Source organism: Burkholderia sp. MSHR3999 (assembly GCF_000833595.1).
Taxonomy (GTDB): domain Bacteria; phylum Pseudomonadota; class Gammaproteobacteria; order Burkholderiales; family Burkholderiaceae; genus Burkholderia; species Burkholderia ubonensis.
This window is the reverse complement of record NZ_JRFO01000001.1, coordinates 325,952-344,138: the sequence shown is the minus strand read 5'-3', so window position 1 is coordinate 344,138 and position 18,187 is coordinate 325,952. Positions and strand designations below refer to the sequence as shown.

Sequence of the window (18,187 nt, the reverse complement as noted above, 5' to 3'; positions counted from 1 at the left end):
CTCCTTCAGAATTCGCCGAGGGCCTGCCGGCCCTCAAACGACGATGTTCACGAGGCGGCCCGGCACGACGACGATCTTCTTCGCCGGCTTGCCCTCGCCGAACTTCGCGAACGCCTCGTCGGCAACCGCCGCGGCCTCGATGGCCTCGCGGCTCGCGTCCTTCGCGACCTTCAGCGCGCCGCGCACCTTGCCGTTCACCTGCAGCACGAGTTCGATCTCGGCCTGCTCGAGCGCGGCCTCGTCGACCTTCGGCCACGGCGCGTCGAGCAGCGGGCCGAATTCGTCCGCATAGCCGAGCGTCTTCCACAGCTCGAACGTGATGTGCGGCACGACCGGATACAGCACGCGCAACAGCACGCCGTACACTTCGCGCAGCACGGCGGGCGTCGCGCCCTTCGCGCCGTCGATCGCGTTGAGCATCTTCATCGTGGCCGACACGACCGTGTTGTACTGCAGGCGCTGATAGTCGAAGTCGGCCTGCTTCAGCACGCCGTAGATCTCGCGGCGCAGCGCCTTGTCGGCGTCGCCGAGCCTGGCCGCGTCGAACGCCGCGCGCTCCGCGAGCGCTTCACGGTTCGCGGCGCCGAAGCTCCACACGCGACGCAGGAAGCGGCTCGCGCCCTCGACGCCCGAGCCCGACCACTCGAGCTGCTGCTCGGGCGGCGCGGCGAACATGGTGAACAGGCGCGCGGTATCCGCGCCGTACTGGTCGATCAGCACCTGCGGATCGACGCCGTTGTTCTTCGACTTCGACATCTTCTCGATGCCGCCGAGCACGACCGGCTGGCCGTCGGCGTTCAGCGTCGCGCCGACCGGGCGCCCCTTCTCGTCGAACGAGACGGTCACGTCGGCCGGGTTGTACCAGGTCTTCTTGCCCGACGCGTCCTCGCGGTAGAACGTCTCGTTCAGCACCATGCCCTGCGTCAGCAGGTTCTTCGCCGGCTCGCCGAACTTCACGAGGCCGAGGTCGCGCATCACCTTGGTCCAGAAGCGTGAGTACAGCAGGTGCAGGATCGCGTGCTCGATGCCGCCGATGTACTGGTCCATCGGCATCCAGTAGTCGGTGCGCGCGTCGACCATCGTCGCGGCGTCCGGCGCCGTGTAGCGCGAGAAATACCACGACGAATCGACGAAGGTGTCCATCGTGTCGGTCTCGCGCTTCGCGGCCGCGCCGCACTTCGGGCACGTGCAGTTCAGGAACGCTTCCGACTTCGCGAGCGGGTTGCCCGAGCCGTCCGGCACGAGGTCTTCCGGCAGCACGACCGGCAGGTCCTGCTCCGGCACCGGCACGTCGCCGCACGACGGGCAGTGGATGATCGGGATCGGCGTGCCCCAGTAGCGCTGGCGCGACACGCCCCAGTCGCGCAGGCGCCACGTGACCTGCTTGTCGCCGAAGCCGCCGGCCTTCAGGTCGGCCGCGATCGCGTCGACCGCCGCGCCATGGTTCAGGCCGTCGTACTTGCCGCTGTTCACGCACACGGCGACGTCCTTGTCGCCGTACCACTCCTGCCATGCGTCGGTCGAATACGTCTGGCCTTCGGCCGCGATCACCTGCTTGATCGGCAGGCCGTATTTCTTCGCGAACGCGAAGTCGCGCTCGTCGTGCGCGGGCACGCCCATCACCGCGCCTTCGCCGTAGCTCATCAGCACGTAGTTGCCGATCCACACCTCGACCGGCTCGCCCGTCAGCGGATGCGTGACCGTGAAGCCGGTCGGGACGCCCTTCTTCTCCATCGTCGCCATGTCGACCTCGGCGACGCCGCCGCGCTTGCATTCGTCGATGAACGCCTGCAGTTCCGGCTTGCCCTGCGCGAGACGCGTCGCGAGCGGGTGCTCGGCCGCGATCGCGCAGAACGTCACGCCCATGATCGTGTCGGCGCGGGTCGTGAACACGCGCAGCAGCTTCTGCTCGCCGTCGAGTTCATACGGGAAGCCGAAGTTCACGCCGAAGCTCTTGCCGATCCAGTTCTGCTGCATGATCTTCACGCGCTCCGGCCAGCCGAGGCCGTCGAGGTCGTTCAGCAGCTCGTCCGCGTACTGCGTGATGCGCAGGTAGTACATCGGGATCTCGCGCTTCTCGACGAGCGCACCCGAGCGCCAGCCGCGCCCGTCGATTACCTGCTCGTTCGCGAGCACGGTCTGGTCGACCGGGTCCCAGTTCACGGTGCCCGTCTTCTTGTACGCGATGCCCTTCTCGAGCATCTTCAGGAACAGCCACTGGTTCCACTTGTAGTAGTCGGGCTTGCAGGTCGCGATCTCGCGCGACCAGTCGATCGCGAGGCCCATCGACTGCATCTGGCCCTTCATGTAGTCGATGTTGTCGTAGGTCCACTTCGCGGGCGGCACGCCGTTCGCCATCGCGGCGTTCTCGGCCGGCATCCCGAACGCGTCCCAGCCCATCGGCATCAGCGTGTTGTAGCCGTTCATCCGCAAATACCGGTACATCACGTCGTTGATCGTGTAGTTGCGCACGTGACCCATGTGCAGCTTGCCGGACGGGTACGGCAGCATCGACACGCAGTAGAACTTCGGCTTCTGCGAGTCTTCCTTCGTCTTGTAAGCATCGGCTGCGCGCCAGTCGCGCTGGGCGGCGGCTTCGACGTCGGCGGGTACGTATCTCTCGTGCATGGTGTGGTTCGGACTAGGCTTTAAGCGGCGTGACGGACACGCGCGGGAGTGGATCGAAAATCGTGCTTGCCCGGGTTGCCTGGAGCATTTCTGCCAACCGGGGAAAAACGGCAATTATACCGTCCGCGCCGGCCCGCACGGCCGGTCTCGCAGGTCGCGGCCCGTTCGCGCCGGCGGCGCGGCGGGCCCCGGCCCGCTCAGCGGTTCGCCGGCGCGGCAGGCAGCGCGGCGGAACCGCGCTGCGGCGTCGGCAGGTCGGTCACGAAGCCGATCCGCGCGAGGCCCGCGGCTTGCGCCGCGCCCATCACCTGCGCGATCACGTCATAGCGCGTCGCGCGCGACGCGCGCAGCCGCAGCTCGGGCGGCGTGCCGGCCGCGGCGGCCGTGCGGAACCGCGCCGGCAGCGCGTCGAGCGCGACCGGCGTGTCGTCCCAATAGAGCTTGCCCGCGTCGTCGATCGACAGCGTGATGGCCTGCGGCGTGTCGCGCGCGGCTTCGGTCGCGACCTTCGGCAAATCGAGCCGGATCGCATGCGTCATCAGCGGCGCGGTCACGATGAAAATGACGAGCAGCACGAGCATCACGTCGATCAGCGGCGTCATGTTGATCTCCGCCATCGGCGCGGACGTCTTGTGGTGCTCCAGTCCGCCGAATGCCATGGTTGCCCCTTTTTCGGAAAGCGCGCGTCAGGCGTCGCTCGCGCACACGAACACGTGCAGGTCGCGCGCGAAGCCGTCGAGCTCCTCGGCGAGCTGGCGCACGAGCCGCCCAAGGATGTTGTACGCGAGCACGGCCGGGATCGCGACCACGAGCCCGAACGCGGTCATGATCAGCGCCTCGCCGACCGGCCCCGCGACGCTCTCGATCTGCGCCTGCCCGCTCGCGGCGATGCTGCCGAGCGCGTGATAGATGCCCCAGACGGTGCCGAGCAGCCCGACGAACGGCGCGGTGCTGCCGATCGACGCGAGCAGCACCTGGCCGAACTCGAGCCGCCGCTGCGAGCGCAGCATCGCATGGCGCAGCGCGCGCAGCACCCGCTCGCTGCGTTCGACGCGCGCGGCCAGCGCGGCGGGATCGTGGTCGCGGGCCGCGTCGCGCGCGGCTTCGGCGAGCGGCACGAACACGCGCTCGCGATCGGCGCCGGCGAGCGCCGCGATGCCCGCGTCGAGCGTCGGCGCCCGCCAGAACGCGGCGAGCGCGCCCGGCCCCTGCCACTTCGCACGGACCAGCAGCCAGGCCTTCACGACGAGGAAGCACCAGCTGGCGACGGACATCGCCGCCAGCACGTAGGCGACGGCGTGCGTGACCGCATCGCCGCTTTCGAGGTAGTGGATGACGCCGGTGGGAATCGCCATCGGAGCGTCCGGCGCGCGTCAGCGCAGGCCGAGCACGTCCTGCATCTCGTACAGGCCGGCGCCGCGCGCCGACAGGAAGCGCACCGCGCGCAGCGCGCCCTGCGCGTACGACACGCGGCTCGACGACTTGTGGGTGATCTCGATCCGCTCGCCGATCCCGGCGAACAGCACGGTGTGATCGCCGACGATGTCGCCGCCGCGGATCGCCGAGAAGCCGATCGTCGACGGATCGCGCTCGCCCGTCACGCCGTGGCGGCCGTACACCGCGCAGTCGTCGAGCGAGCGGCCGAGCGCACCGGCGACCGCTTCGCCCATCATCAGCGCGGTGCCCGACGGCGCATCGACCTTGTGACGGTGATGGGCCTCGATGATCTCGATGTCGTAGCCGTGCGAGAAGTGCTTCGCGGCGAATTCGAGCAGCTTCAGCGTGACGTTCACGCCGACGCTCATGTTCGCGGAGAACACGATGCCGATCCGGTCCGACGCGGCGCGCAGCGTCGCCTTCTGCTCGTCGGTGAAGCCGGTCGTGCCGATCACGAGCTTCACGTCGTGGCGCAGCGCGGCCTCGACGTGCGCGATCGTGCCTTCCGGACGCGTGAAATCGATCAGGTAGTCGGCCTGCGCGAACACGGCGTCGATGTCATCGGTCAGCCGGATGCCGGTTTCCCTGCCGAGGAACGCGCCCGCGTCCTGGCCGAGATGCGGCGAGCCGGCGCGGTCGAGCGCGCCGACGAGCTGCGCGTCGGAATCGTTGAGAACGGTTTCGATCAGCATCCGGCCCATGCGGCCCGACGCCCCGGCAATCGCAATCTTCATGGCTTTCTACACGAGAGGGTCAAGAGCGGGCGGCGCATGCCGCCCCGTTTCCGTGCGCCGCGCTTATTGCGCCGGCGCGGTGACGGGCTGATTCTGCAGCGCATCGGCCCCCTGCGGGCCGACGGGCGGCGCGGCCTCGTTCGACACGGTCGGCTGCGGCGGGCGATGGAACTGGAACTGCGGCTGGATCGTCGGGTTCGCGCCCGGCGGCTGCCCGCCCGGCACCGGCGCGCCGGCCGACGCCTGCGCGGACGGCGTGAAGCGCCGCGAGGACCCGCCCTGCCCGGACACCTGGCTGGTCGCGCGGTTGGCCGCGCGCGCAGCCTGCGCGTTCGCGTCCTGGTCGGCGACGGCGCCTGCGCTCGCCGCTTCCGGCACCACGACCGCCGCCGGTGCGGCAACCGCCTGCCCCGCGCTCGCGCCGCTCGCGGCAGCGGCGGTCGCAGCCGCCTGCTTCGCCTTCTTGCCGCGCTTGTCGCCGTCGATGTCGGCCAGCAGGTCGAGCTCCGACGGCAGGTTGTCGGCGCCCGTCCAGCTTGCGAGGCGGTCGCCCGAGAACGTCAGGACGAGATCGCGCTGCTGGACGACGGCCGTCGAGCCGCGCTTGAAGTAGAACAGGTAATCCCAGCGGTCGGCGTGGAACATGTCCGAGAGCAGCGGGGTGCCGAGCAGCGCGCGCACCTGCTCGCGCGTCATCCCGGTCTGCAGCTGCGACGCCTTCTCCTGCGACACGAAGTTACCCTGCACGACCGTGATCCGGTAGGGCGTGATGCGCTGCGCGATGCGCTGCGTCACGCTGTCGTACGACGAACAACCAGCCAGCGCGGCAACGGCGGCGGCAGCGATGATGACACTCCGCATGCGGCTCCTCTGAAAGTGCGAAAGAGATTCTGGAATCATTTCCCTCACCGTGCTGGCCCGCCTGGCAGGCCGCGCGTGTTTCTGGAACGGCGAAAAGCCGGTAACATTGAAGCCCTGCATTGTACTCTAGGGATGCCTAGCCATGACCAATCCGACGGATCTCAAGAATATCGGGCTGAAGGCCACCCTACCGCGCCTCAAGATTCTCGAGATCTTCCAGCAAAGCCCCGTCCGCCACCTGACGGCCGAAGACGTCTACCGCAACCTGCTCAACGAGCAGCTCGACATCGGGCTCGCGACGGTCTACCGCGTGCTGACGCAGTTCGAGCAGGCCGGCCTGCTGACACGGAGCAACTTCGAGTCCGGCAAGGCGGTGTTCGAGCTGAACGAGGGCTCGCACCACGACCACCTCGTGTGCCTCGACTGCGGCCGGGTCGAGGAGTTCTTCGACGCGGAGATCGAGAGCCGCCAGCAGTCGATCGCGCGGGAACGCGGCTTCAAGCTCCAGGAGCACTCGCTCGCGATGTACGGCTCCTGCACGACCGAAAACTGCCCGCACCGCAAGCACTGACCCGCGCCACGCGCATGCGAGACGGCCCGCCCGGCATTGCGCCGGGCGGGCCGTCGTCTTTTGGGGCGCGTTCCGGCGCCGGTCAGGCCGCGCTTGCGCAGGCCGGCGCGAGTTCGAGCCGCCAGACGCCGTCGAGCGGGATCTCGTCGCAGTTCGGCTGCGCGCCGCCGCGGTCGACGACGACGAAGTCGCTCACCGCATCGAGCGCGAGCAGCGGATGGTGCCAGACACCCTTCGCGTAGTTCACGCCCTGCCAGCCTTCCGCCAAGAACGCGCGCATCGCGTCCGGCCGGAACTCGCCCGCCGGCGCGACGACGATCGCATAGCGCGACACCGCCGCGAGCGGAATGAACGCCTGGCTGCCGTGCGGATGGCGTTCCATCATCGTGATCGCGATCGGCAGCGCGCGCGGCTGCGCGCGGAACACGCTGACGAGCGGGCGCCCGCCGTCCTCGCACACGTCGATCGTCGCGAGGTCGTGGAACCGCTCGGTCGTGCCGCCGTTGATCGGGAAATGCCGGGCGCCGTCGAGCGCGATCACGTCGCCGAACGGCGCGAACGCGTCGCGGGTCAGGCGCTCGACGTGCAAGATGTGCGGTCCGCTCATGTCCTTCGCCTCCGTCAGGCCGGTTCGCCCCACAAACGCAGGCGCGACACGCCGCCGTCCGGGAAGATGTTGAAGCGCACGTGCGTGACCGGGCCGAGCGCCGCGAGCTGGTCGAACGTGTGGACGTGGTCCATCGACAGCTTCTGCTCGCCGAGCAGTTCGGGCCAGAACATCGCCTGCGTGACCAGCGACTCGTCGGTGCCGCCCGCGACGTAGGCAGCCTGCAGCGAACAGCGGTCCGGGAAGTTGCCCTTGAAGAACGCGGTGTCGACCTCGACGCGGCGGATCACGCCCGGCCGCGCGAGCGCGACGATCGCCCAGTCGTTGCCCGGCTCCCGGCGGCGGCGGGTTTCCCAGCCGTCGCCCATGTTCACGCCGCGCCCCGGCATCAGCATCTGCGACGCCGCGCCGAAGTGCTGGTTGTTCGCGGCGACCACGTAGCCGCCGTGCTCGGCCGCCGCGAGGTCGGTCAGCTCGCCGTGCGGCGCGCGGCTCCAGTCGCGCTGCGGCTGGCCATACACGCGCAGCCGCGCGAGCCCGCCGTCCGGGTACAGGTTCACGCGCAGGTGCGTGCAGGGCTGCGGATCGGTCACGTCGACGTAGTGATGGCTGTTGCCCTGCAGCGTCGTCGCGGGCACGATCGGGCGCCACTCGGCACCGTCGGGCGGCGTGTCCGTGTCGGCGAAGCAGCCCTCGATCGACGCGGCCGGCGGGAAGTTGCCGGTGAAGTGGCTGGTATCGAGATCGACGCCGTGGATCACGCCCGGCCGCGCGAGCCGGATCACGCAGAAATCGTGGCCGGTCGTGCGCTTGCGGCGCGTCTCCCAGCCGTCCATCCACTTGCCGTGATCGTCGTACTTGCCGGGAATGAACACGGCCGGCTCCGGGTTCAGCATGCGCTCCTTCGGCGCGAAGAACTCGTCGCTCGCGTGGAGCGCCTTCGCACCGAGGCGCGGATCGGCGAGGTTCATGTAGCGCCGCGTGAAGGCCGGCGCGTTCGGATCGAGAATGGGGGCTGCCATGTTGTCTCCAATATTCTGGCTTCGACGCCGGCGCGTCGAGGCGCCGGCGGCATGACGGAAATGCGGGTCGAAGCGCGCTCAGATCGCGTGCGCCTGGTCGCCGGCGAGCGGCGCGCCGCCCGCGACGTCCTCCTCCTCGACCGACACGTAGCGCAGTTCGCGGTTCAGCACGCGCTTCGCGCGCGCCTTGTCGATATCGTTCTCCCACACCGCGACGACGACCGTCGCGACGCAGTTGCCGATCAGGTTGGTCAGCGCGCGGGCGATGCCGACGAACCAGTCGACCGGCAGGATCAGCACGAGGCCGAGCACGGGAATCGCGGGGATCGCCGACAGCGTCGCCGCGAGGATCACGATGGCCGAGCCGGGAATCCCGTGCGCGCCCTTCGACGTGACGAGCGACACCAGCAGCACGACGATCAGGTCGTGCGTCGACAGCGGCGTGTTGGTCGCCTGCGCGATGAACAGCACCGCGAGCGTCAGGTAGATCGAGAAGCCGTCGAGGTTGAACGAATAGCCGGTCGGGATCACGAGGCCGACCGTCGAGTCCTTGATGCCCAGGTATTCGAGCTTGCGCATCACCTGCGGCAGCACCGCGTCCGACGACGCCGTGCCGAGCACGATCGACAGTTCCTCGCGCAGGTAGCGGATCAGCTTGAACACGGAGAAGCCGGCGAACCGCATCACGATGCCGAGCACCACGGTGACGAACACGATGCAGCTCAGGTAGAACACCGCGACGAGGTAGCCGAGCTGCTTGAGCGACGCGACGCCGTACTTGCCGGTCGTGAACGCGATCGCGCCGAGCACGCCGAGCGGCGCGAGCTTGATGATGAAGCCGATCACGCGGAAGAACACGTGCGACAGCTCCTCGATCAGCGAGTTGACGCGCTTGCCCTTGTCGCCGAGCATCGACAGCGCCGAGCCGAACAGCACCGCGAACACGAGGATCTGCAGGATGTCGCCCTTCGCGAACGCGTCGAACGCGGTGTCGGGGATGATCTTCATCAGGTAGCCGGCCGTGTCCTTCAGGCTCTCGGCGTTCTTCGCGTACGACGCGAGCGACGCCGCGTCGAGCGAATGCAGGTCGATGTTCATGCCGACGCCCGGGCGCGTCAGCCACGCGAGCACGAGCCCGATGCCGAGCGCGAGCGTGGTCACCACCTCGAAGTAGACGACGGCCTTCAGGCCGACCCGGCCGACCTTCTTCAGGTCGCCCGCATTGGCCATCCCGCTGACCACGACGCAGAACACGATCGGGCCGATGACCATCTTGATGAGCTTCAGGAAACCGTCGCCGAGCGGCCGCAGCGACTCGGCGAAATGCGGGAAGAACGCGCCTAGCGCAACCCCGAGGATCAATGCGACGACTACTCGGCCAAACAGCGAATTGAGGAATTTCGACACGGCGCTCTCCCGAACCAACGGTTGCAGTTTCGTCTGTTCATACTGGTAAGACCAGTGATGCTATGGACGATAGTAGGAAGCCGATATAGTCGAGTCAAGGAAGAACAAAATAGGGATTTCCCGCCCCTTTCCGTCCGTTACGGCGGAGCTGCAGCGCGGGCCGGATCGTGACTTTCCCGTAGGCCGGCGATGCACCGCGCATGTGCGGATTACAATGCCGGTCAGACCGGCCATCATTCGCATCATGAAAAACGTTCCGCACACCGTGACCGACGCCGCCATCGCGACGATCCGCGACCGGATCGAGGCAGGCGTGTATCCGGTCGGCAGCCTGCTGCCGGCCCAGCGCCAGCTTTCCGAGGAGCTGGAGATCAGCCGCGCGTCGCTGCGCGAGGCGCTGTCGACGCTCGAGGCGCTCGGGATGCTGCGCATCCGCGCGGGCAAGGGCGTCTACGTCGAAAGCGCGCAGGCGAGCACCAGCCATGCGTGGCGCTTCGCCGAGCAGTCGTCGCCGCCCGACACCTACCAGATGCGCTATGCGCTCGAAGGCTTCGCCGCGCGGATGGCCGCGCGCGTCGTCACCGACGACGACATCGCGTGGTTCGAGGACAACCTCGCCGAGCTGCACGTCGCGCTGACCGAAAACGCGCTCGACGACGCGTCGCAGCTCGACTTCGAATTCCACATGCGGATCGTCAACGTGGCCGGCAATGCAGCGATCGAATCGATCCTGCGCAGCAGCGCCGACATCATGAAGGAAAGCCAGCGGATGCCGTTCTACCGGCGCGAGCTGCTGTTCTCGACGTGGCACGAGCACCGCGCGATCGTCGACGCGCTGATCGCGCGCGACCCGGACGCCGCCGGCACGGCGATCGAGACGCACATCTCGAACGCCGCGCAGCGCGCGGGCGTGTACTTCCCGACGCCGGGCGCCTGAGCGGCCGGTCGGCCGGGCGTTCCGCCTTTGCGACGCGCTTCAGTCTTTGCGGCCTCCGCGCGCGTTCCGGCCAAAGTCCGCCAACGTCAATCAACGTCCGCTAACGCCCGCGCGCCGGCGCATCGCCATGCGCGAGCGTGCGTTCGACGAACGCACGCACCGCGACGCTGCGGTACGCGCCCTTGCGCGTCAGCAGCGCGGCCGTGCGCGCTGATCGCCGGAATCCTGCTGCTCGACGTCGGCGTGCAGGGGATGCACATCTCGAACCAGAGCGTAATCTACGCGCTCGCCGGCGACGCGCGCAGCCGCGTGACGACGATCTACCTGACGAGCTACTTCATCGGCGGCGCGCTCGGGTCGTTCGCGGCGAGCGTCGCGTTCGGCGCCGACGGATGGCGCGGCGTCTGCGTCGCGGGCGCGCTCATCGCGCTGTGGGTCGCGTCGCAGCGGATCGGCGCACGACAGGCGACGCAGTAACGCGACGCTCGCCGGCAGCACGCAAGCTGTCGCGGGATCGCGCAGGAGTTCGGCGAGTTCACGACGATGCTCGCGCTCGTCGCGGCGGGAATGGGGATCGGGCTGATCCCGGCGGAAGCGGCGAGCGCGCTGCCGCCGAACGTGCTCGCGCGGCCGCTCGATCTCGGCCGGCACCGCAGCGGCGTCGGCCTCGCGTGGACCGATCTCGACAGTCCGGTCAAGCGGGCTTTCGTCGATGCGATCGAGCAGGTCGTGCCGAGCGCGGATCGCTGACGGCGACGCGCCGGGTATCGTGGTACCGGGGTATCGGTGCCGGTGCGCCGCCCGCCCGAATGCAAAAAAGCCCGGCCGGCATGAAGCCGAACCGGGCCCGATCGCGATCGACGCCGGCCGCCTTGCGGCGGCCGTGCGCGTACGGGATTACTTCGCGTTCGCGAATGCGACTGCCGTATCCAGCATGCGGTTCGAGAAGCCCCACTCGTTGTCGTACCAGCTCGACACCTTGACGAGGCGGCCCGACACCTTGGTCAGCGTCGCGTCGAACGTCGACGAAGCCGGGTTGTGGTTGAAGTCGATCGACACCAGCGGCGCGTCGTTGTAGCCGAGGATGCCCTTCAGCGCGCCTTCCGACGCTTCCTTCATGATCGCGTTGACTTCCTCGACCGTCGTGTCGCGCTTCGCGATGAACGACAGGTCGACGATCGACACGTTGATGGTCGGGACGCGGATCGCGTAGCCGTCCAGCTTGCCGTTCAGTTCAGGCAGCACGAGGCCGACCGCGGAAGCCGCGCCCGTCTTGGTCGGGATCTGGCTGTGCGTGGCCGAACGCGCGCGGCGCAGGTCTTCGTGGTAGACGTCCGTCAGCACCTGGTCGTTCGTGTACGCGTGGATCGTCGTCATCAGGCCGGTTTCGAGGCCGATCTTGTCGTTCAGCGGCTTGACGAGCGGCGCGAGGCAGTTCGTCGTGCACGATGCGTTCGAGATGACCGTGTGCTCGGCCTTCAGCACGTTGTGGTTCACGCCGTAGACGATCGTCGCGTCGACGTCCTTGCCGCCCGGCGCCGAGATGATGACCTTCTTCGCGCCGCCCTTCAGGTGCGCGCTCGCCTTTTCCTTGGTCGTGAAGAAGCCCGTGCACTCCATCACGACGTCGACGCCCAGCTCGCCCCACGGCAGTTCGGCCGGGTTGCGGTTCGCCAGCACGCGGATCTTGTCGCCGTTGACGACCAGGTAGTCGCCGTCGACCGACACTTCGCCCGGGAACTTGCCGTGCGCGGTGTCGTACTGGGTCAGGTGCGCGTTGGTCTTCGCGTCGCCCAGGTCGTTGATCGCGACGATCTCGAGATCGTGCTTCTTGCCGTTTTCATAAAACGCGCGCAGCGTATTGCGGCCGATGCGGCCGTAGCCGTTGATTGCGACGCGGATCGTCATGTCTATCTCCTGATGGCTGAAAAAAATTCGTTTCGTGCAGCTTCACGGTGCGGCGCGCGCGTGGGGAACGCGCGCGCCGCGAATGCTTTTAGGCCAGCACGGCCTTGGCCGTCTCGACGACCTTGTCGACGGTGAAGCCGAAGTGCTTGAACAGCACGCCGGCCGGCGCCGATTCGCCGAACGTGTCGATCCCGACCACGCCGCCTTCCAGGCCGACGTACTTGTGCCAGAAGCTCGTCACGCCCGCTTCGATCGCGACGCGTCGCACGCCGTGCGGCAGCACGCGCTCGCGGTATTCGGCGTCCTGGCGGTCGAACACGGTGGTCGCCGGCATCGACACGACGCGCGCGGCGATGCCCTGCTGCGCGAGCGGCTCGACGGCCTTCATCGCGAGCTCGACTTCCGAGCCCGTCGCGATCAGGATGATCTTGCGCGCGACGATCTCCTCGTCCCAGTCCTTCAGCACGTAGCCGCCCTTCTCGATGTTCGCGATCTGCGCGTCGGTGCGCGGGTTGAACGCGAGGTTCTGGCGGCTGAAGATCAGGCTCGACGGACGATCCGCGGCGACCGCGTGGGTCCACGCGACGGCCGTCTCGACCGTGTCGGCCGGGCGCCACACGTCGTGGTTCGGGATCAGGCGCAGGCTCGACACGTGCTCGATCGACTGGTGCGTCGGGCCGTCTTCGCCGAGGCCGATCGAGTCGTGCGTGAACACGAAGATCGACGGCACCTTCATCAGCGCGGCGACGCGCAGCGCGTTGCGGCTGTAGTCGGAGAACGTCAGGAACGTGCCGCCGAACGGCTTGTGGCCGCCGTGCAGCGCGAGGCCGTTGATCGCGGCGCTCATGCCGAACTCGCGCACGCCGTAGTTGATGTGGTTGCCCAGCTTGACGCCCGGGCCTTCCGGATTCGCACGAACCGCCTTCGACGCCTTCCAGTTGGTCAGGTTCGAGCCGGTCAGGTCGGCCGAGCCGCCGAGCAGCTCGGGCAGCACCGCGGCGAGGCCTTCGATCGCCTGCTGCGACGCCTTGCGGGTCGCGACGGTTTCGCCGCGCTCGTTCGCGCCGGCGATGATCGCCTTCGCCTTCTCCGCCCAGTCGGCGGGCAGCTTGCCGGCCATCCGGCGCTCGAATTCGGCCGCTTCCGCCGGATACTTCGCACGGTACTGCGCGAACGCCGCGTCCCAGTCGGATTCGCCGCGCTTGCCCGCTTCCTTCGCATCCCACGCCGCGTAGACTTCTTGCGGAATCACGAACGGCTCCCACTTCCAGCCGAGCGCCTCGCGCGTCTTCGCGATTTCTTCCGCGCCGAGCGCCGCGCCATGCACGTCGTGGCCGCCGGCCTTGGTCGCCGCGCCCTTGCCGATCACCGTCTTGCAGCAGATCAGCGTCGGCTTGTCCGACAGCTTCGCCTTCGCGATCGCCGCGTCGACCGCGTCGACGTCATGGCCGTTCACGTTCGGGATCACGTTCCAGCCGTATGCCTCGAAACGCTTCGGCGTGTCGTCGTGGAACCAGTTGACGACGTCGCCGTCGATCGAGATGCCGTTGTCGTCGTACAGCGCGATCAGCTTGTTCAGCTTCAGCGTGCCCGCGAGCGAGCAGGCCTCGTGCGAGATGCCTTCCATCAGGCAGCCGTCGCCGAGGAACACGTACGTGTGGTGATCGACGATCTTCGCGCCGTCGCGGTTGAACTCGTCGGCCATCAGCGCTTCGCCGAGCGCCATGCCGACCGCGTTCGCGAGACCCTGGCCGAGCGGGCCGGTGGTCGTCTCGACGCCCGGCGTGATCCCGTATTCCGGGTGGCCCGGCGTCTTCGAATGCAGCTGGCGGAAGTTCTTCAGCTCTTCCATCGGCAGGTCGTAGCCGGTCAGGTGCAGCAGCGCGTACAGCAGCATCGAGCCGTGGCCGTTCGACAGCACGAAGCGGTCGCGGTCGGCCCAGTGCGGGTTCGCCGGGTTGTGCTTGAGGTGGCGGGACCAGAGCGCGACGCCGATTTCGGCCATGCCCATCGGCATGCCGGGGTGGCCGGAGTTCGCTTGCTGGACGGCGTCCATCGCGAGCGCGCGGATCGCGTTGGCCATCAGGGTGGTGGAGGCGGGAGACGAAGTCGTCATGTCGAGTCCGGAGATCGAGTCGAGAAAACGGGGCACGTGCGGTATCCGGAAGCTCGCTAGTCAGCCGCTCCCGGCGCGCAGTGCGGCGCCAGGGTGGACGCGAAGCGGACGGAGCCAACGGACGGGGCTGCAAAGCGCATTATTTTACCAGATGGGCCGGCATTTCCCTTCCGAACGGTCGGCGTTCCGGCACGGTTTTCCGTCAAACTTCCCGCTGTCCGCTTCGCACCCTCTGTACGCCCTCTATAATTCAGACGTTGGAACTGCCCGCCCCGCCCGTGAGCACGACGCTTCTCTTTCACCCGACGCCCGACTCCGCCTACGGCTTTCCGCATGCGCGGCGGCTTGCGCACGTCGCGTCCCCGCATCAGCAGATCGAGGTGTGGGAGACCCCGCAGCTGGGCCGACTGTTCACGCTCGACGGCCGGCCGATGACGTCGGTCGGCGACGAGTACATCTACCACGAATGCATGACCCACCCGGCCGCGCTCACGCATCCGTCGCCGCGCAAGGCGCTCGTGCTCGGCGGCGGCGACGGCGGCGCGGCGCGCCAGCTGCTCAAGCACGCGTGCATCGAGCGGATCGTGGTCGCGGAGCTCGACGACGAAGTCGTCGGCATGGCGCGCCGCTTCCTCGACGACGTGCACCAGGGCGCGCTCGACGACCCGCGCGTCGAGGTCGTGATCGGCGACGCCGCGCACTTCGTCGAGTCGACCGTCGAGCATTTCGATCTCGTCGTGTTCGATCTCACGCCGCCGGAGTCCCCGGCGGCCGGCCTCTACACGCGCGATTTCTACAAGCATCTCAAGCGGATCCTGACGCCGTGCGGCGCGATCACGATGCATCTCGGCTCGCCGGTCTTTCACGCGGCGCGCATCGCCGCGCTGCTCGCCGACCTGCGCGCGAGCTTCGCGGTCGTCGATCCGTTGTCCGCGCACGTGCCGCTGTACGGCTCGGTGTGGCTGATGGCGATCGCGAGCGACACGCTCGACGCCGCGTCGCTGTTCATGCACGACATCGAGGAACGCCTCGCGAGCCGCGGCGTCGAAGGGCTGCGCTACTACGACGCGCGGCTGCACCCGGCGCTGTTCGCGTTGCCGCGCGCGCTGCGCGATACTCTGGGCGCGCGCCGCTGAGCTGTCGCGCCGTTCCGCTTTCCCCATCCAGGAGATATTCATGGCCGATCCACGTCCGGCCGACGTGCCTTGGTTGACGCCTTACCTGGCCGTGCGCAATGCGCACGCGAGCATCGATTTCTTCAAGGCCGCGTTCGGCTTCGAGCTGCGCGACGTGCTCGACGAGGACGGCGCGGTCATGCACGTCGAGATGGTCTATCGCGGCCAGTTGATCGTGATGTTCGCGCCCGAAGGCGCGTTCGGCTCGACCGCCCGCACGCCGCGGAGCGCGGGCGCGACCGCGCCGCAATCGTTCTATCTGTACGTCGACGACGTGGACGCGACCTGGCAGCGCGCGCTCGATGCCGGCGCGAAATCGCTGAGCGCGCCGCAGGACCAGTTCTGGGGCGACCGCTTCGCGCAGGTCGAGGATCTCGACGGCTACCGCTGGGCGCTCGCGCGCCGTCTCGAATCATGAGCGAAGCCACCACGACCGCGGCCGTGCCGCGCTTTTTCGTCGAGGCGGCGCTGAGCGCCGGCGCCGTGCTCGCGCTGCCGGCCGACGTCGCCCGTCACGCGCAGGTGCTGCGGCTGCAGCCGGGCGATGCGCTCGCGCTGTTCGACGGCACGGGCGGCCAGTACCGCGCGCGGCTCGTCGAGATCGACAAGCGCAGCGCGGTCGCGCAGCTCGACGCGTTCGAGCCCGCGGAGGCGGAGCCGCCGTATCGCGTGACGCTCGCGCAGGGGATCGCCGGCGGCGACAAGATGGACTGGGTGATCGAGAAGGCGGTCGAGCTCGGGGTCGCGGCGATCGCGCCGCTGTCGACGTCGCGCGGCGTCGTGCGGCTGTCGGGCGAACGCGCGGAGAAGCGCGTCGCGCACTGGCGCGGCATCGTGCGCGCATCGTGCGAACAGTGCGGACGCAACCGCGTGCCGGACGTCGCGCCGGTGCGCGGCTTCGACGCGTGGCTCGATGCGCTGCCGGCCGCGCGGGCCGACGGCGAGCTGCGGCTGCTGCTGTCGCCGCGCGCGAGCAATCCGTTTGCGTCGCTGCCCGACGCGCCGCCCGCGGCGAGCGTCACGCTGCTGATCGGCCCGGAAGGCGGGCTGTCGCCCGACGAGGAACACGCGGCGCGCGCGCACGGGTTCACGGCGCTGTCACTCGGGCCGCGGGTGCTGCGCACGGAGACGGCCGGCGCGGCGGTGCTGGCGGCGCTTGCGGCGCGCTGGGGGGGATGGTGACCGACGCCGGCCGTGACGGCAACGGCGGACGTCGCCACGCCGCCGCCGGCAGCGCCCTCGCCGGCCCCGTCATTCGTCGCCGCGCTCCGTCCGCGGCATCCTGACCGACTTGAAAATCGAGTCGGCCACGGCCTGGTACATGTCGCCCGCATACGGGCTCGTCCACGCCGTATCGTCGCTGCCAAACAGTTCGATCGAGCCGGTCATCGGCAAATCGACCGGCGCGTCGTTCATCGCTCGGGCCATGTCGGCAAACATCGTGTCGAACGCCGCCCTGCGCTGTTGTTCCGACTTGCCCGGCGCCGGCAGCACCGCGGCCTCCACCTGCTTCACGCCAGGTCCGACATTCGCCACGTCGCACGCATAGGTCACGGTCGCGATCGACTGTCCGTCGCGGCCGGGGTTCGGCGCACGCGTCTCGCCCGTCACCCTGCACCGGGACCTGCTCATCGTCGAAGCAAACGCGGCCATCATGTCGCGGGCCGGCTTTTCCTGGCGCGCGCGCACGTTGGGCGGCAGCGCATTCACGAGCCGGTCTGCCAACTGCTTGCGCAGGTCGGTCCTCGTCTTCTCGTACGCATCGAGATCGAGCGCGTTCTTGCCGTGCAGGTAGTCGCGCATCGCGTCGTTGTATTCCCGGCCCTTCGACAGGTCGCCGTTCACGAACAGGCCAAGGAACAGTTCGGTGGTGCGGGTCGGCGAAACCGGTGCGGCATTGGCGACGCCAGCGACGGCGAGCGCCGACAGGACGAGCACGCGCACGGCGGCACGCCGCGCGAGACGGAAATCGGTCATGGGAATATAGCCCTCTCTCGGATTGATCGAATTGTCGGTCCGGCACGCGAAGTCGGCTGCGCCACCGAAAGCCGCCGACGCGCCGGACGGCGGCCGATTGTCCCGGAAAATAGCGCGCGACGAAAGCGTCGACGGGCTCGCGCCGCAGGCGGCGCACCGCCGCCGGTTCCACAGGCGCAAAAAAGCCCGCACGAAGGCGGGCTTTCTTATGCAACCGAGACGAGCGCCGGACTTTTACGCGAACGAATAAAACACGCGGAACGCAACCTTGCGCTCGGCCCAGAACTCGGCCGCCTCGCGGAACACGTCGAGCAGCGTCTCGCGGCCTTCCTTGTCGAACTTCTGCGCGATCGGCAGCCCTTCGAGCACGATCACGAAGCCGGGCTGCGCGCCCGCCTTCGCGACCAGATCGGTCAGGCAGTCGTACAGCGCGTCATAGTTCTTGCCGAAATGCTTCGGAAACAGGAACGACGTCGCGATCGTTTCCATCACTTCCTGCTTCGACTGCGCGGCGCCGCAATACGCATACAGGAAATGCTGGCCGAGCCGGCCGGCTTCGTCGGCGAGATCCTGCACGCGAAACGCGCGGATCGACTGCACGAGATTGGGTCGCACGGTCGTGAAAAGGCTCATAGGCTCCTCGTTCGATGAAAGCCCGGGGCTGGCTTCCTGCTCTGCAGGCGCGTCGCCGGCCTGCACCGCCGCGCGCAACTGCATCACGCGCTGAAACAGATTGCCGTCGCCGGCCGCGAACAGATCCGCCGCCGACGCCGTGTCGTGCGTGTAGATGGAGTCGCTCATGCCGTT

At 68.5% G+C, this 18,187-nt stretch carries 17 protein-coding genes and 3 pseudogenes; 7 read left to right on the top strand and 13 right to left on the bottom strand.

Going from position 1 to position 18,187, the window contains the following annotated elements; genetic code table 11:
• Window positions 1-33: 33 nt before the first annotated feature.
• From leuS to KY49_RS01625, 5 genes are all read right to left on the bottom strand, one after another.
• Window positions 34-2,628, bottom strand: coding sequence for a leucine--tRNA ligase (gene leuS, locus KY49_RS01645; RefSeq protein ID WP_042583103.1), 2,595 nt, complete (start codon window positions 2,626-2,628; stop codon window positions 34-36).
• Between the two features lie 197 nt (window positions 2,629-2,825).
• Window positions 2,826-3,287: an ExbD/TolR family protein gene (locus tag KY49_RS01640; protein ID WP_042583102.1), complete on the bottom strand. Its 462-nt coding sequence runs from the start codon at window positions 3,285-3,287 to the stop codon at window positions 2,826-2,828.
• A gap of 27 nt (window positions 3,288-3,314) precedes the next feature.
• Window positions 3,315-3,983 carry a MotA/TolQ/ExbB proton channel family protein gene (locus tag KY49_RS01635; protein ID WP_042583101.1) on the bottom strand — a complete coding sequence of 223 codons (669 nt, stop codon included), beginning with the start codon at window positions 3,981-3,983 and terminating at the stop codon, window positions 3,315-3,317.
• Window positions 3,984-4,001: 18 nt separating this feature from the next.
• Window positions 4,002-4,799, bottom strand: a complete 798-nt coding sequence (gene dapB / locus KY49_RS01630; RefSeq protein ID WP_010091328.1) for a 4-hydroxy-tetrahydrodipicolinate reductase — start codon at window positions 4,797-4,799, stop codon at window positions 4,002-4,004.
• Between the two features lie 63 nt (window positions 4,800-4,862).
• A complete protein-coding gene (locus KY49_RS01625; protein ID WP_042583100.1) occupies window positions 4,863-5,660 on the bottom strand; it encodes an outer membrane protein assembly factor BamE in 798 nt (265 codons plus the stop codon).
• A 142-nt stretch (window positions 5,661-5,802) separates the two neighbouring features.
• Here KY49_RS01625 and fur point away from each other — a divergent pair, with 142 nt between their 5' ends.
• On the top strand, window positions 5,803-6,231 hold the full coding sequence (fur, locus tag KY49_RS01620; RefSeq protein WP_010091326.1) for a ferric iron uptake transcriptional regulator: 429 nt from the start codon (window positions 5,803-5,805) through the stop codon (window positions 6,229-6,231).
• Between the two features lie 82 nt (window positions 6,232-6,313).
• Here the strand turns inward: fur and KY49_RS01615 are convergent, their stop codons facing one another.
• The 3 genes from KY49_RS01615 to KY49_RS01605 all read right to left on the bottom strand — a co-directional run bounded on the left by KY49_RS01615 (window position 6,314) and on the right by KY49_RS01605 (window position 9,267).
• On the bottom strand, window positions 6,314-6,838 hold the full coding sequence (locus KY49_RS01615) for an ureidoglycolate lyase (protein WP_042584503.1): 525 nt from the start codon (window positions 6,836-6,838) through the stop codon (window positions 6,314-6,316).
• A gap of 14 nt (window positions 6,839-6,852) precedes the next feature.
• Window positions 6,853-7,860 carry an allantoicase gene (gene alc, locus KY49_RS01610; protein ID WP_042583099.1) on the bottom strand — a complete coding sequence of 336 codons (1,008 nt, stop codon included), beginning with the start codon at window positions 7,858-7,860 and terminating at the stop codon, window positions 6,853-6,855.
• Between the two features lie 78 nt (window positions 7,861-7,938).
• Window positions 7,939-9,267, bottom strand: a complete 1,329-nt coding sequence (locus KY49_RS01605) for a C4-dicarboxylate transporter DctA (RefSeq protein WP_042583098.1) — start codon at window positions 9,265-9,267, stop codon at window positions 7,939-7,941.
• Window positions 9,268-9,481: 214 nt separating this feature from the next.
• On the opposite strand from KY49_RS01605, the gene KY49_RS01600 reads away from it, so the two are divergent.
• A complete protein-coding gene (locus KY49_RS01600; RefSeq protein ID WP_071733207.1) occupies window positions 9,482-10,204 on the top strand; it encodes a FadR/GntR family transcriptional regulator in 723 nt (240 codons plus the stop codon).
• Window positions 10,205-10,304: 100 nt separating this feature from the next.
• On the opposite strand, the pseudogene KY49_RS38400 reads toward KY49_RS01600, so the two are convergent.
• A pseudogene (locus tag KY49_RS38400) lies at window positions 10,305-10,412 on the bottom strand (transcriptional regulator CynR); the annotation flags it as partial.
• Here KY49_RS38400 and KY49_RS01595 point away from each other — a divergent pair.
• Window positions 10,412-10,681 (top strand): annotated as a pseudogene (locus KY49_RS01595) (MFS transporter); the annotation flags it as partial. The pseudogenes KY49_RS38400 and KY49_RS01595 sit on opposite strands and share 1 nt — an antisense overlap.
• A gap of 36 nt (window positions 10,682-10,717) precedes the next feature.
• Window positions 10,718-10,954 (top strand): annotated as a pseudogene (locus KY49_RS01590) (LysR substrate-binding domain-containing protein); the annotation flags it as partial.
• Window positions 10,955-11,101: 147 nt separating this feature from the next.
• Here the strand turns inward: KY49_RS01590 and gap are convergent.
• Window positions 11,102-12,112, bottom strand: coding sequence for a type I glyceraldehyde-3-phosphate dehydrogenase (gap, locus tag KY49_RS01585; RefSeq protein ID WP_010091320.1), 1,011 nt, complete (start codon window positions 12,110-12,112; stop codon window positions 11,102-11,104).
• Between the two features lie 88 nt (window positions 12,113-12,200).
• The gene (gene tkt, locus KY49_RS01580) at window positions 12,201-14,273 is read right to left on the bottom strand and encodes a transketolase (RefSeq protein ID WP_029226405.1); all 2,073 of its coding nucleotides are present in this window, start codon (window positions 14,271-14,273) and stop codon (window positions 12,201-12,203) included.
• A 233-nt stretch (window positions 14,274-14,506) separates the two neighbouring features.
• Between tkt and speE the strand changes: the two genes are divergently transcribed.
• From speE to KY49_RS01565, 3 genes are read left to right on the top strand one after another with little or no spacing between them, the layout of a single operon-like run.
• Window positions 14,507-15,364 (top strand): polyamine aminopropyltransferase, encoded by an 858-nt coding sequence (speE, locus tag KY49_RS01575; RefSeq protein WP_042584502.1) that lies wholly within the window; start codon window positions 14,507-14,509, stop codon window positions 15,362-15,364.
• Window positions 15,365-15,404: 40 nt separating this feature from the next.
• Window positions 15,405-15,821 carry a VOC family protein gene (locus tag KY49_RS01570; protein WP_042583094.1) on the top strand — a complete coding sequence of 139 codons (417 nt, stop codon included), beginning with the start codon at window positions 15,405-15,407 and terminating at the stop codon, window positions 15,819-15,821.
• Window positions 15,818-16,585, top strand: coding sequence for a 16S rRNA (uracil(1498)-N(3))-methyltransferase (locus tag KY49_RS01565; protein WP_042583093.1), 768 nt, complete (start codon window positions 15,818-15,820; stop codon window positions 16,583-16,585). The genes KY49_RS01570 and KY49_RS01565 overlap by 4 nt, the downstream gene beginning before the upstream one ends.
• A 69-nt stretch (window positions 16,586-16,654) precedes the next feature.
• Here the strand turns inward: KY49_RS01565 and KY49_RS01560 are convergent, their stop codons facing one another.
• Window positions 16,655-17,380: a hypothetical protein gene (locus KY49_RS01560; protein WP_042583092.1), complete on the bottom strand. Its 726-nt coding sequence runs from the start codon at window positions 17,378-17,380 to the stop codon at window positions 16,655-16,657.
• A gap of 234 nt (window positions 17,381-17,614) precedes the next feature.
• Window positions 17,615-18,181, bottom strand: coding sequence for a barstar family protein (locus tag KY49_RS01555; RefSeq protein ID WP_010094281.1), 567 nt, complete (start codon window positions 18,179-18,181; stop codon window positions 17,615-17,617).
• Window positions 18,182-18,187: the final 6 nt, after the last annotated feature.